Annotated in this window: 11 protein-coding genes; 2 read left to right on the top strand and 9 right to left on the bottom strand. The window is 68.9% G+C overall.

The genetic code is table 11. From position 1 onward, the window contains the following. Positions 1 to 540 precede the first annotated feature (540 nt). On the bottom strand, positions 541 to 1,287 hold the full coding sequence (gene cobM, locus AC1HFH_RS04750) for a precorrin-4 C(11)-methyltransferase (RefSeq protein WP_480246211.1): 747 nt from the start codon (positions 1,285 to 1,287) through the stop codon (positions 541 to 543). Between the two features lie 23 nt (positions 1,288 to 1,310). Continuing rightward, a complete protein-coding gene (locus AC1HFH_RS04745; RefSeq protein WP_480246210.1) occupies positions 1,311 to 1,736 on the bottom strand; it encodes a PPOX class F420-dependent oxidoreductase in 426 nt (141 codons plus the stop codon). Positions 1,737 to 1,881: 145 nt separating this feature from the next. Here AC1HFH_RS04745 and AC1HFH_RS04740 point away from each other — a divergent pair, with 145 nt between their 5' ends. After that, positions 1,882 to 2,781 carry a hypothetical protein gene (locus tag AC1HFH_RS04740; RefSeq protein WP_480246209.1) on the top strand — a complete coding sequence of 300 codons (900 nt, stop codon included), beginning with the start codon at positions 1,882 to 1,884 and terminating at the stop codon, positions 2,779 to 2,781. 130 nt (positions 2,782 to 2,911) lie between these two features. Here the strand turns inward: AC1HFH_RS04740 and AC1HFH_RS04735 are convergent, their stop codons facing one another. The 7 genes from AC1HFH_RS04735 to AC1HFH_RS04705 form a co-directional block, all read right to left on the bottom strand. Next, positions 2,912 to 3,586, bottom strand: coding sequence for a hypothetical protein (locus AC1HFH_RS04735; RefSeq protein WP_480246208.1), 675 nt, complete (start codon positions 3,584 to 3,586; stop codon positions 2,912 to 2,914). An 81-nt stretch (positions 3,587 to 3,667) separates the two neighbouring features. Next, on the bottom strand, positions 3,668 to 5,599 hold the full coding sequence (locus tag AC1HFH_RS04730; RefSeq protein ID WP_480246207.1) for an acetoacetate--CoA ligase: 1,932 nt from the start codon (positions 5,597 to 5,599) through the stop codon (positions 3,668 to 3,670). A 31-nt stretch (positions 5,600 to 5,630) separates the two neighbouring features. Beyond that, complete coding sequence (locus tag AC1HFH_RS04725) at positions 5,631 to 6,479, bottom strand: HpcH/HpaI aldolase/citrate lyase family protein (protein WP_480246206.1); 849 nt, start codon at positions 6,477 to 6,479, stop codon at positions 5,631 to 5,633. After that, complete coding sequence (locus AC1HFH_RS04720; RefSeq protein WP_480246205.1) at positions 6,476 to 6,970, bottom strand: MaoC family dehydratase; 495 nt, start codon at positions 6,968 to 6,970, stop codon at positions 6,476 to 6,478. The genes AC1HFH_RS04725 and AC1HFH_RS04720 overlap by 4 nt, the downstream gene beginning before the upstream one ends. After that, complete coding sequence (locus AC1HFH_RS04715; protein WP_480246204.1) at positions 6,967 to 8,127, bottom strand: acyl-CoA dehydrogenase family protein; 1,161 nt, start codon at positions 8,125 to 8,127, stop codon at positions 6,967 to 6,969. The genes AC1HFH_RS04720 and AC1HFH_RS04715 overlap by 4 nt, the downstream gene beginning before the upstream one ends. Beyond that, positions 8,124 to 10,172, bottom strand: a complete 2,049-nt coding sequence (locus AC1HFH_RS04710; protein ID WP_480246203.1) for an acetyl/propionyl/methylcrotonyl-CoA carboxylase subunit alpha — start codon at positions 10,170 to 10,172, stop codon at positions 8,124 to 8,126. The genes AC1HFH_RS04715 and AC1HFH_RS04710 overlap by 4 nt, the downstream gene beginning before the upstream one ends. 5 nt (positions 10,173 to 10,177) lie before the next feature. Continuing rightward, the gene (locus AC1HFH_RS04705) at positions 10,178 to 11,809 is read right to left on the bottom strand and encodes a carboxyl transferase domain-containing protein (protein WP_480246202.1); all 1,632 of its coding nucleotides are present in this window, start codon (positions 11,807 to 11,809) and stop codon (positions 10,178 to 10,180) included. Between the two features lie 92 nt (positions 11,810 to 11,901). Between AC1HFH_RS04705 and AC1HFH_RS04700 the strand changes: the two genes are divergently transcribed. Next, positions 11,902 to 12,522, top strand: a complete 621-nt coding sequence (locus AC1HFH_RS04700; RefSeq protein ID WP_480247708.1) for an SACE_7040 family transcriptional regulator — start codon at positions 11,902 to 11,904, stop codon at positions 12,520 to 12,522. The last annotated feature ends 7 nt before the right edge of the window (positions 12,523 to 12,529 follow it).

The raw sequence follows: 12,529 nt of genomic DNA, 5'->3' as shown, positions 1-12,529 counted from the left end.
CCGTAACCTCGCTTCCGGAACACCACGCGAGCGCTCCCCGACGACACCCGGACGCGGGCGCTCCCACCGAGACGGTGTGGCGCCTGCGCCGAGCTCACTTCACAACAATCAATCAGGCAAAAAAGTCCATTGGCACTATCTGCCGGCCAGGCCCTGTTCGTTACATCCGAGCGACCGCGCCCGTCCGCATCGCGCCGGCTCGACCCGAGCCCTCATGACAAACCATCGCACCAATCTACCGTTGCGTACGGTGAGCAACCAACCTCCGCCATAGATGTATCGCATAGATACAGGTAGCAGGACGGATGGCATCTGCACACACTGTCGCCTTCCCCACACGTCGCCCCTGGGCCCGCGCCGTGGCGGCTGGTGAGACCCGTGACACACACACTCCGGAGGCGCACCCGTCGCGACTCGGCATCGAACGGAGTGACGCCGCAGCGAACCGGACATATAGGAAATAGCAGACGGTCGTGTCCGCCCGAGTACCCGCGTCCGCGGATGGCCGGGACGAGGTCCCCCGCCGTGGCGCACCGGCGATCAGGCGCGGATGCGGTCCGGGTGGTAGAGGTGCGATTGGACACAGCTCGTCGCCCGGCCGAGTGCCGGTCCCACCAGGATGACGGCGGCTTGGCGGAGTCCGGCAGCTGCCACCTGTTCCGGGAGGTCGGCCAGCGTTCCGCGCAGGATCAGCTCGTCCGGTTGGCTCGCCCGGTAGACCACCGCAGCCGGACAGTGCGCGCCGTAACGCGGGATCAGCTGCTCGGCCAGGTCCGCGATGCGGGTGATCGCCAGGTGCAGCACCAGGGTGGCGCCGGTGGCGGCGAAATTGTCCAGGGTCTCCCCCGGCGGCATGACGGTCGAGCGGGCCTGGGCCCGGGTGAGCACCACCGACTGGGCGACCTCCGGGACGGTCAGTTCGGTCCCGAGCGCGGCTGCCGCGGCGGCATAGGCCGGGACCCCCGGGGTGACATCCCAGGGGATGCCGTGTTCGTCCAGGCGGTGGGCCTGCTCGGTGAGTGCCGAGTACACGGAGGGGTCACCGGAACAGAGCCGGGCCACATCGTGTCCAGCGGCATGCGCCCGGCGCAGCCGGTCGACGATCTCATCCAGGTTCATGCCCTGGGTGTCGACCAGCTCCGCGTCCGGCGCGCAGTGCGCCAGCACCTCCGGGTCCAGATAGGTGCCGGCGTACAGACAGACCGGACTGTTCCGCAGCAGCTGCACCGCCCGCATCGTCAGCAGGTCCGCCGCCCCCGGTCCCGCCCCGATGAAGTGCACTGTCATGCCCGGCAGTCTAGGGGGCGCCCCTACCCGGTCATATCGAAGTAGGCGATCACCTTGGTCGGCCGCAGCCGGACCACCAGCTCGCCCGGCACGGCATTGCGCTTGCCGAACTCCTCCGCACGGTCCGCACCCATGTAGCGGGCCGCGATGGTGGTGGCGGTGCGCAGCAGTTCCGCGGGGTCCTCCGAAAGGGTCACCGTGCCCTGCACCTGCACCAGGGCGTACGGCGGCTCCTCCAGGTCGACGCACAGCGTCACCCGCGGATCGCGGGCGAAGGCCCGCCCCTTGGCGGTGTCCTTACCGGTGTTGAAAACCAGCTCGTCGCCGTCGACCACGAACCAGATCGGCGTGACCAGCGGGCGCCCGTCGGCCGCCGTGAACGCCACCTTGCCGGTCCGGGTGCCGTGCGCCAGGAACTCCTGCACCCGAGGGTCAGTAAGAGATGCCATGTACCTCAGCCTATGCCGCACCACCGGCACCGCCGCCGAACTTCCGGTCGCATGTCGAGCCGACGCCGACCCCGCCCGACATGCGGAATTGCGGCGAATTGCGCAGAATTTCGAACGTAAGTTCGACTCGGCGTAGCTTGGCGGCATGGTGACCGCCAACCACGAGGCAATGCACTGGATTTTCCGCGAGGATCCGGCCGCGTTCTCCCGGATGTTCCGGATCCTCGGCATGCCGTTTCCGGATCCGACCGCGGTGACGCTGCTGTCGGTCGACCTGACCGAGACGAAGCCCGTCGAGCGCTATGCCGACACGATCCTGCGGGTCGAATCCGTCGACGGGCCGTTCCTGGTCGTCATCGAAGCGCAGCGCCGCAAAGTACCGTCGAAACCGGCCGCCTGGTCGTACTACCTCGCATTCCTGCTCAACAAGTACCGGCTCCCCACCGTGCTCGTGGTCGTCTGCCAGGAACAGCGAACGGCCGAGTGGGCGACCGGTCCGCTGCACCTCGGCCACCCGGCCTGGTCGAGTCTGGTCGTCTGCCCGCTGGTCCTCGGACCGCACAACGTCCCCGCGGTCATCGACGTCGACACCGCGCTGAACGACCTCCCACTGGCCGCCCTGTCAGCGATTACGCACGCCGACGAACCCGATATCGGTGCCATACTGAAGGCCGTGTCCGAGGCAATGCTGCGCACCCCGGACCGAGAGGCAGCCCAGCTCTACATCGACCTCGTCGACCAAGGCCTCACCCGCACCCGAGGCAAGGAGATCTGGAGTAACTATATGAACATCAACATCGACGACCTGCGTGGCGACACCGCCGAGGCGCTGCGGGCGAAGGCGCGAGCCGAGGGCGAAGCACAGGAACGGCTCCGGTCCCGGATCCATACCCTCCAACTCGTCCTCCGCGCCCGAAAGGTCGATACACCACCCGAAGCAGCGGACCGGATCAACACTTGCCACGACCCGGACGAACTGGACCGATGGACCGCCCGCGCGGCCGAGGCCTCCAGGATCGAAGACGTCTTCGGGGACCCCGAATGATCGCCCCGGACCTCCTCCAGGGTGGTACCGCCGAGGACCTCCACGCGAAAGGCATGTCGAGGGCGTAGGGATCGCCTGTCGCGAACAGTGCCCTGGCCCGTGTGCTGCCGGAGACCCGCGCTGCGAAGGGTCAGAAGGTGACTCGGCCGCTACCGAGTTCCATCAGTTCGCGGTAGGCAATCCGGTCGGTTGCCAGGCGCTGTGCGGCGGCGGCCAATCTGGTCGGTACGGGGTCCCTGGGTTCCACAACGGCCCGGTGCTCCACCACTTCATCGGCCAGGCCGATCATCAGGGCGGCGAGGCGGTGGATCTGCTGTTCCACTTCGATCGACTGCCGCCCGCCCAGACGGTCTGTCCGGCCGTCGACCACCGCGAGGCCATGCAGCCGAGCAATCGACTGTTCCAGACCGCGGATATCGGCTTCGGCCACCCAATGGTCTGCCCGCAGCTCGTCGAGCACCTCCCACGCCCCCAGGAGCCGATGCCAGGAATCCTGCAGCCGCGGCGGCATCTCACCGACCTGTGATTGCCCGGCGCGGTACCTGCCGGCGTTCCCGAGTACTGCAGGCGCCTCATCGGTGCTCCGACGTAGTAATACCTTGCGCACCAAAAGGACCAGCGCCGCCGGAGGCACGATGGCGATTACTGTGGCGGCCGTCGTCCCGACCACGGTATCCACCGTAGATTCACCAGACGTGAGCTCTTCGTCGAAAGCGACCGAGATCATCACCGAGACGACGAGAGCCGACCAGACTCCGACCAGCGTCCACAGCACTGTCATGATCGTGCGGCCCTGTGAACTCACGATTGGTCCTTCCCCCGACCGGAACCTGAGAATAGCCCGCACATCCGACATCGGGATCGAGAACGCGCACGGCGATCCCGCCTACCGCTTCGGCTGCACCTTCGCGTACCAGTCGAGCAGGTCCGGGTCGTCGACTGCGCTGCGTTCGACGACGCGGGCCGGGTCGGCGCCTTGGAAGAGTTTCTTGATCGGGACCTCGAGTTTCTTGCCGGTGCGGGTGTGCGGGATGGCGGGGGCGGCGAGGATCTCGTCGGGGACGTGCCGGGGGGAGACTTCGGTGCGGACGGCGGTCGCGATGCGGGTCTTCAGGTCGTCGGTGAGGTCGGCGCCGGGGGCGAGCACCACGAACAGGGGCATCCAGTAGCCGCCGTCGGGTTGTTCGGCGCCGATCACCAGGGCCTCGGCGATCTCCGGGAGCTGTTCGACGACCTGGTAGATATCGGCGCTGCCCATCCGGATGCCGTGCCGGTTCAGGGTGGAATCGGAGCGGCCGTGCACGACGATGCTGCCGCGTTCGGTGATGGTGATCCAGTCCCCGTGCCGCCATACGCCCGGGAACATGTCGAAATAGGCGTCGTGGTACCGCTTCCCGTCCGGATCGCGCCAGAAGGACACCGGCATCGACGGCATCGGCGCGGTCACCACCAGCTCGCCGACTTCGCCGCGCACCGGTTCGCCGTTCTCGTCGAACGCGTCCAGGGCGACGCCCAGGTACGGGGCGGACAGCTCGCCCGGCCACACCGGGACGGTCGGCGCACCACCGATGAACGCGGACACCACATCGGTGCCGCCGCTGATCGAGTTCACCTGCACCCGTTCGCCGGCGTTCTCGGACAGCCATTCGGCGCTGCTGACCGGCAGCGCCGACCCGGTGATGCCGACGGTGCGCAATGCGGACAGGTCGTGCTCGGCGCGCGGCACCGCACCGGCCTTGATGCAGGCCAGCACGTAGCCGGGGCTGGTGCCGAAGACGGTGCTGCCGGTGTCGGCGGCGATGCGCCACAGGGCATCCGGGGCCGGATAGGTGGGGCTGCCGTCGTAGGTGACGATGGTGGCCCCGGCCAGCAACCCGGCGACCTGGAAGTTCCACATCATCCAGCTGGGGCTGGTGTACCAGAAGAAGGTGTCCGCGCGACCGATGTCGGACTGCAGCGAGATCGCCTTGAGGTGTTCGAGCAGCACCCCGCCGTGCCCGTGCACGATGCCTTTCGGCAGGCCGGTGGTGCCGGAGGAGAAAACGATCCACAGCGGATGGTCGAAGGCCACCGCCTGCGGGGACAGGTCCGCGACCCGGGACACGGCCTGCTGCCACGGCATCGCCTCGGCGACCTGGTGGCCGAGCCGGGAAACGGCGACGGTCGCCCGCAACCCGGGCAACCCGTCCTGGAGCGCGGCGATATCGGCCCGCTTGTCGTGGGCCTTCCCGCCGAACCGGTACCCGTCGGCCGTCACCAGCACGGTCGGTCCCAGCTGCCCCAGCCGATCCAGCGCCGCCTTCGGCGAATAGTCCTGGCCGCAGGCACTCCACACCGCGCCGAGGCTCGCGGTCGCCAGGAACGCGACCACCGCCTCGGGAATGTTCGGTAGATACCCGATCACCCGGTCACCGGCGCCGACACCGAGTTCCCGCAGTGTTTCGGCGAAGGCGGCCACGTCGGCCAGTAATTGTGTCCAGGAGATCGGCTCCGGCTCCGCATCCTCGTGCACGGCGAGGATCGCGGGCCGATCGGTGCGGGCCTGCGCCACGATCCGGTCCACGTAGTTCACCCGGGTACCGGGGAACCATTGCGCTCCGGGCATCTCCCGGCTGCCCAGGACGTCCCCGGCGATCTCACCGAGCTCGAAGTAGTCCCATACCGACCGCCAGAACTCGGCCGGATCCGCCACCGACCACCGCCACAATGCCTGGTAATCGTGGTATTCGGCGCCGGTGCGCGCCCCGGCGAACCGCGCGAAATCGGTGATCGCCGCCCGGGCGATGCCCTGCTCGGTCGGCACCCACTGTGCTTGCACCGGCTCTCCTCCTACTGGTACTCCGGGCGCACTACCCGGCACGGTGTCCTGACTCATGGGAAGGGGCGCGCAGCGGATCGGCTCGCCGCACGATCTGTTCGGCATGCCGGATGACGGGGGCGTCGACCATGCCGCCCTCGAAGGTGAACACCCCGCGATGATTCGGGACCTCGGCGAGCAATCGCTGTGCCCAGGCGATGTCCTCGGGCGCCGGTGCGAACCCCTCCCGGATCACCGGGACCTGGGACGGGTGGATCGCGACCTTCGCGTCGAAACCGACGGCGACCGCGTCCAGGGTCTCCACGGCGAGGCCCTCCAGATCCCGGATGTCCAGGTACACCGAGTCCAGGGCGAACCGGCCGTACGCCTTCGCCGCCAGCAGGCTGGTGGACCGGACGTGCCGGGCGACGTCGCGATAGCCGCCGTCGGCGTGCCGGCTGGCGGCGCCGCCCAGGCCGGCGACCAGATCTTCGGCGCCCCACATCACGCCGACGGCATTGCCGGCGGCCACTGATTCGGCCACCCGCAGCGCGCCCAGCGGCGATTCGATCAGCACGATCACCTGGTAGCCGGTCAGTCCGGTCACCTGCTCCGGGGATTCACATTTCGGCAGCATCACCCGCCGGTACGGGGTGGCCGCCAGGGCAGCCAGGTCCGCGGCGTGGTCGGCGGTGCCGGCCGGGTTGACCCGCACCACCGTGGTCTCCGGGTCGAGCAGGGTTTCGGCCAGCGCGGTCCGGGCGGCGGGCTTGTCGGCCGCGGCCACCCCGTCCTCGAGGTCGAGGATCACCACATCCGCCGCGGCGGCGGCCTTCCCGAAGCGTTCCGGCCGGTCCGCCGGGCAGAACAGCCATGCCGGGCCGGGGGGCTGCCACATCATGCATCACCCGCCGGGCGTTTCCGGACCAGTGCGGTCCGGCCTGCCGTCACCACGATCTCGCCGCGTTGATTGCGCCCGGTGTGCGCGAACCCGACGATGCCCTCCCCCGGCCGTGACTTCGACTCGCGCTTGTCGGTGATCAGGGTTTCCGCATAGAGCGTGTCACCGTGGAACATCGGGTTCGGCAGGGTGATATCGGAGAAGCCCAGATTCGCCACCAGGGTGCCCTGGGTGAGCTGGGCGACCGACAACCCGACCAGGGTGGACAGCGTGAACATCGAATTGACCAGACGCTGTTCGAACGGCGGTTGCGCATCGGCGAAGGCGGCGTCCAGATGCAGCGCCTGGGTGTTCATGGTCAGCGTGGTGAACAGGACATTGTCGGCTTCGGTGACGGTCCGGCCGGGACGGTGCTCGTAGACGGTGCCGAGTTCGAACTCCTCGAACCACAGACCCCGCTGCACCACCCGGCGCGATGCGCCCCCGCTCACAGCCCCAGCTCCCGGCCGATCAGCATCAGCTGTACCTCCGTCGTGCCCTCGCCGACTTCCAGGATCTTGCTGTCACGGTAGTGCCTGGCCACCGGGTATTCGTTCATATACCCGTATCCGCCGAACACCTGGGTCGCATCGCGGGCGTTGTCCATCGCGGCCTCGCTCGCGACCATTTTGGCAATGGCGGCCTCCTTCTTGAACGGCTTCCCGGCCAGCATCAGCGCCGCGGCGTCGTAGTAGGCGGTGCGCGCGGTGTGGGCGCGGGCCTCCATCCGCGCGATCTTGAACGCGATCGCCTGGTTGGCGCCGATCGGGCGGCCGAACGCCTCCCGCTCCTTGGAATAGCGCACGCTCTCGTCGACGCAGCCCTGGGCGGCGCCGACGGCCAGGGCCGCGATCGCGATCCGGCCCTCGTCGAGAATGCGCAGGAAGTTGGCGTAGCCGCGGCCACGTTCACCCAGCAGATTGCCTTCCGGCACCCGCACATCGGTGAAGCTGAGCGGATGGGTGTCGGAGGCGTTCCAGCCGACCTTGTTGTAGGCGGGTTCGGCCACGAATCCGGGGGTGTCGGCCGGGACCAGGATGGTGGAGATCTCCTTCTTCCCGCCGGTCTGCCCGGTCACCGCGGTCACGGTGACCAGCCGGGTGATGTCGGTGCCGGAATTGGTGATGAACTGCTTGCTGCCGTTGATCACCCACTCACCGTTGTCCAGCACGGCGGTGGTGCGGGTGCCGCCGGCATCGGACCCGGCGCCGGGTTCGGTGAGCCCGAACGCCGCCAGGGCGCGGCCGCTGGTCAGCTGCGGCAGCCAGTGCTGCTTCTGGTCCTCGGTGCCGAACCGGAACACCGGCATGGCCCCCAGTGACACGCCGCCTTCCAGGGTGATCGCGACGCTCTGGTCGACCTTGCCGAGCTCCTCCAGGGCCAGGCAGAGCGCGAAATAGTCGCCGCCCATCCCGCCGTACTCCTCGGGGAAGGGCAGGCCGAACAACCCCATCTCGGCCATCCCGGCCACGACCTCGTACGGGAAGCTGTGCTCGGCATCGTGTTTCGCCGCCACCGGGGCGACCACCTGCTGCGCGAAGTCGCGCACGGTGAGCGCCAGCTCCCGATATTCGTCGGGCAGCGACCCGGTGGACAGATACTCGATCATGCTGGGGTTCCTTCCGGATCGGTTGCTCGGGAGTCGGTTTCGCCGCCTGCGAGGTCGGCCGCCGCGATGCGCACCAGCGGCTGGTCCAGGGCCACCTGCGCACCCGCCTGCACCAGCACCTCGAGGGTGCCGGCGACCGGGGCGGTCAGGGTGTGCTCCATCTTCATCGCTTCGACGACCACCACCGGATCCCCAGCGGCCACCTCGCTGCCGGAGCCGACCGGCAGCGCGATCACCGATCCCGGCACCGGACTGCAGATCTCGGCGTCGCCGCGGTGTTCATCGGCATCGCGCACGCTCGGTTCGACGAGTTCACGCAGTACCGCGACCCCGGCCGGACCTGCCAGCCACAGCTGGCCGTCGTATTCGGCGGCCCGGTACCGCAACCGCACCCCGTCGATGGCGACGGCGAGCCCATCGGGTTCGCGTTCGGCGGTCAGCGAAACCGGTTCGCCGTCGTCGAGCCGTACCGTGCCGGCGTCCGGGGTTCCGGTCAGGTAGACGTGCCGGGTATCCGTTCCGGCGGCCAGCCGCTGCACGGTGGCGGCGGGTGCGCCGAGGCGCCAGCCGTTCGGCACCGACCACGGGTCGGCTCCTGCGGCGGACCAGCCGCGCAGCCAGTGGTGGGCGGCGGCTGCCACGAAATCGGCGTCACCCGCACCGGCGGGCTCGAAATCGGCGACCCGCCGGTCCAGTAGCGCGGTGTCCAGCCGGCCGGCCTGCACCTCCGGATCGGCGATCAGGAACCGCAGGAACTCGATATTGGTGGTGACACCGAGGACGACGGTCTCGGCCAGCGCCCGGTCCAGCCCGGCGAGTGCGTCCGCGCGGGTGCGCCCGGCGGCGATCACCTTCGACAGCATCGGGTCGTAGTCGCTGCCGACCGTGCTGCCGACCGCCAGGCCGGAGTCGACCCGCACACCCGGGCCGGCCGGTTCGTGCAGTTGCAGCACCCGGCCGCCGGTCGGCAGGAAACCGCGGCCCGGGTCCTCGGCGTACACCCGGGCCTCGACGGCATGGCCGGTGAGCCCGATCTCGTCCTGCGCGGCCGAAATATGCTGACCGGCGGCGATCCGCACCTGACATTCCACCAGGTCGACGCCGGTGACCAGCTCGGTCACCGGATGCTCCACCTGCAGCCGGGTGTTCATCTCCATGAAGAAGAACTCGTCCGGCCGATCCGCGGAGACGATGAACTCGACGGTTCCGGCGCCGACGTAGTCGACGCTGCGTGCCGTATTGCAGGCCGCCGCACCGATCCGGGCCCGGGTCTCGGCGTCCAGCAGCGGCGACGGCGCCTCCTCGATCACCTTCTGATGCCGGCGCTGCAGGCTGCACTCGCGTTCCCCGAGATGCACCACGTTCCCGGCGGTGTCCGCCAGGATCTGCACCTCGATATGCCGCGGCCGGTCGACGAAACGTTCCAGGAAGAGCGTGTCGTCGCCGAAGGCCGCGGCGGCCTCGCGCCGGGCGCTGACCAGGGCATCGGGCAGTTCGGCCGGGTCCACCACCCGGCGCATGCCCTTACCCCCGCCACCCGCGGACGGTTTGATCAGCACCGGGTAGCCGACCTCGGCCGCGGCCTCGATCAACTGCGCATCGGTGAGCCCCGGTTCGGCGATACCGGGCACCACCGGAACACCGAAGGCAGTGACCGCCTTCTTGGCGGCGATCTTGTCACCCATCACCTCGATCGCGCCGACCGGCGGACCGAGGAAGACGACACCCGCTTCCGCCAGCGCGGCCGCGAAGGCCGGGTTCTCGGAAAGGAATCCGTAGCCGGGGTGCACCGCCTGCGCACCGGTGCGCAGCGCGGCGTCGACCACCTTGCCGATATCGAGGTAGCTCTCCCGGGCCGGTGCCGGCCCCAGCCGCACCGCGGTGTCGGCTTCCCGCACATGCCGGGCGTCGCGGTCGGCGTCGCTGTACACGGCGACCGAGCGGATGCCCAGGGCCCGCAGGGTCCGGATGACCCGGACGGCGATCTCGCCACGGTTGGCGACCAGCACCGTATCGAAGGAGACGGGACGGTTATCGGTCAGCATCGCAATCACATCCGGAATACGCCGTAGGAGACAGGTTCCAGTGGCGCCTGTGCGCACACCGACAGGGCCAGGCCGAGCACGGTCCGGGTTCGATCCGGGGCGATGATGCCGTCGTCCCAGAGCCGTGCGGTCGCGTAGTACGGGTGGCCCTGTGTCTCGTACTGCTCCCGGATGGGCGCCTTGAACTCCTCCTGCTCGGCTTCCGACCAGGGCTCCCCCTTACCCTCGAGCTGTTCGCCGCGCACCGTGGCCAGCACCGATGCGGCCTGTTCGCCACCCATCACCGAGATGCGCGCATTCGGCCACATCCACAGGAAGCGGGGCGAATACGCGCGCCCGCACATCGAATAGTTACCCGCACCGTAGGATCCGCCGATCACCACGGTCAGCTTCGGCACCCGGGCGCAGGCGACGGCGGTGACCATCTTGGCACCGTGCTTGGCGATACCGCCCGCCTCGTAGTCCCGGCCGACCATGAACCCGGTGATGTTCTGCAGGAACAGCAGCGGGATCTTGCGCTTGTCGCACAGCTCGATGAAATGGGCTCCCTTCATGGCGGATTCGCTGAACAGCACACCGTTGTTGGCGACGATGCCGACCGGGTGACCGTGGATCCGGGCGAAGCCGGTGACCAGGGTCTTGCCGTACTCGGCCTTGAACTCCTGGAACCCCGTTCCACCGTCGGTGCCGGTTGAGACGGTTCGACCGTCGGTGCCGGTTGAGACGGTTCGACCGTCGACGATCCGGTCGATGACTTCGTGCACGTCATAAGGCGTCCGCAGATCCACCGGCACCACGTCGTACAGCTCGTCGATCGGCTTCGCCGGTTCCGCGGCGGGCAGTACCTGCCACGGCGCCGCCGGACTGGGCCCCAGCGTGGCGACGATATTGCGCACGATCCGCAGCGCGTCCCGATCGTCCTCGGCGAGGTGGTCGGTGACCCCGGAGGTACGCGAATGCAGCGCGCCGCCTCCGAGCTCCTCAGCGGTGACCTCCTCCCCGGTGGCCGCCTTGACCAACGGCGGGCCGCCCAGGAAGATGGTGCCCTGGTCACGGACGATGACCGCTTCGTCGGCCATCGCCGGCACGTAGGCGCCACCGGCGGTGCAGGAGCCGAGGACGGCGGCGATCTGCGCGATGCCCTGGGCACTCATATTCGCCTGGTTGTAGAAGATCCGGCCGAAATGCTCCCGGTCCGGGAACACCTCGTCCTGCCGGGGCAGGAAGCCGCCACCGGATTCCACCAGGTAGATGCACGGCAACCGGTTCTGCGCGGCGATCTCCTGGGCGCGCAGATGCTTCTTGACCGTCATCGGGTAGTAGGTGCCGCCCTTGACGGTCGGGTCGTTGGCCAGCACCAGGCATTCCCGACCGGCGACCCGGCCGATACCGGCGATGACACCCGCGCCGGGGCATTCGTCGTCGTACATTCCGTTCGCCGCCAACGGGGCGATCTCCAGGAACGGGCTGCCGGGATCGAGCAGTTCGTCGATCCGTTCGCGGGGCAGCAGCTTGCCACGCGCGATATGCCGTTCCCGGGAGCGGGCGGGGCCGCCGAGCGCTGCGGTGGCCATCCGGTCGTGCAGGTCGTCGAGGAGTGCTCGGTGCGCGGCCCGGTTCTCGCCAGGTGCGGACATGTCACCATCCTGCCATTTGAGTTAATCGCCGATAACTGAAATTCAGGTTAATCTTGACTAACCAACTTGTCCAGACCCGGGAGGAAATCCACGTGCCGGATGCCGCAGCAGCCGCACCCACCCGCCGGGAGCAGCTCAAGGCGCAGCGCCGCGCCCAGCTCCTCGCCGAAGGGGCGAAACTCATCGCCGACCGCGGCTTCTTCGGGGTGCGCCTGGACGACCTCGGCGCCGCCGTCGGGATCAGCGGTCCGGCCGTGTACCGACACTTCCCGAACAAGGAAGCCCTGCTGGTGGAGCTGCTCGTCGGTGTCAGCCAGCGACTGCTGGACGGTGGCCGCGCCGTCGCCGCGGCGGCCCCCGACCCGGCCCACGCCCTGGCCGCCCTGATCGACTTCCATCTCGACTTCGCCCTGGGCGAGCCCGAACTCATCCGCATCCAGGATCGCGACCTCGACAATGTGCCCGCCGCCGAACGCCGCCGGCTGCGCCGCACCCAGCGCCAGTACGTGGAGGTCTGGGTGAACGTACTCCGGGAACTGGACCCCGGACTCGGCGAGGACACCGCCCGCATCCAGGCCCATGCCGCATTCGGGCTGATGAACTCCACCCCGCACAGCGCACCGTCCGCGACGGTCGGCAAGGCCCGCCCGGTTCTGCATCGAATGACCCTGGACGCCCTCGGCGCCGACCTCACCAACACACCGACACCGTGACCCCGAT

This window comes from Nocardia sp. KT25-26 (assembly GCF_056627695.1).
Note: the sequence above shows the minus strand (reverse complement) of the source record. Positions and strands in the feature narration are given on the sequence as shown.

Excerpts from the sequence above, each read along its gene's own strand:
- cobM (WP_480246211.1), bottom strand. The coding sequence starts at position 1,287 with ATGACAGTGCACTTCATCGGGGCGGGACCGGGGGCGGCGGACCTGCTG.
- AC1HFH_RS04725 (WP_480246206.1), bottom strand. The coding sequence starts at position 6,479 with ATGATGTGGCAGCCCCCCGGCCCGGCATGGCTGTTCTGCCCGGCGGAC.
- AC1HFH_RS04705 (WP_480246202.1), bottom strand. The coding sequence starts at position 11,809 with ATGTCCGCACCTGGCGAGAACCGGGCCGCGCACCGAGCACTCCTCGAC.
- AC1HFH_RS04745 (WP_480246210.1), bottom strand. The coding sequence starts at position 1,736 with ATGGCATCTCTTACTGACCCTCGGGTGCAGGAGTTCCTGGCGCACGGC.
- AC1HFH_RS04715 (WP_480246204.1), bottom strand. The coding sequence starts at position 8,127 with ATGATCGAGTATCTGTCCACCGGGTCGCTGCCCGACGAATATCGGGAG.
- AC1HFH_RS04740 (WP_480246209.1), top strand. The coding sequence starts at position 1,882 with ATGGTGACCGCCAACCACGAGGCAATGCACTGGATTTTCCGCGAGGAT.
- AC1HFH_RS04710 (WP_480246203.1), bottom strand. The coding sequence starts at position 10,172 with ATGCTGACCGATAACCGTCCCGTCTCCTTCGATACGGTGCTGGTCGCC.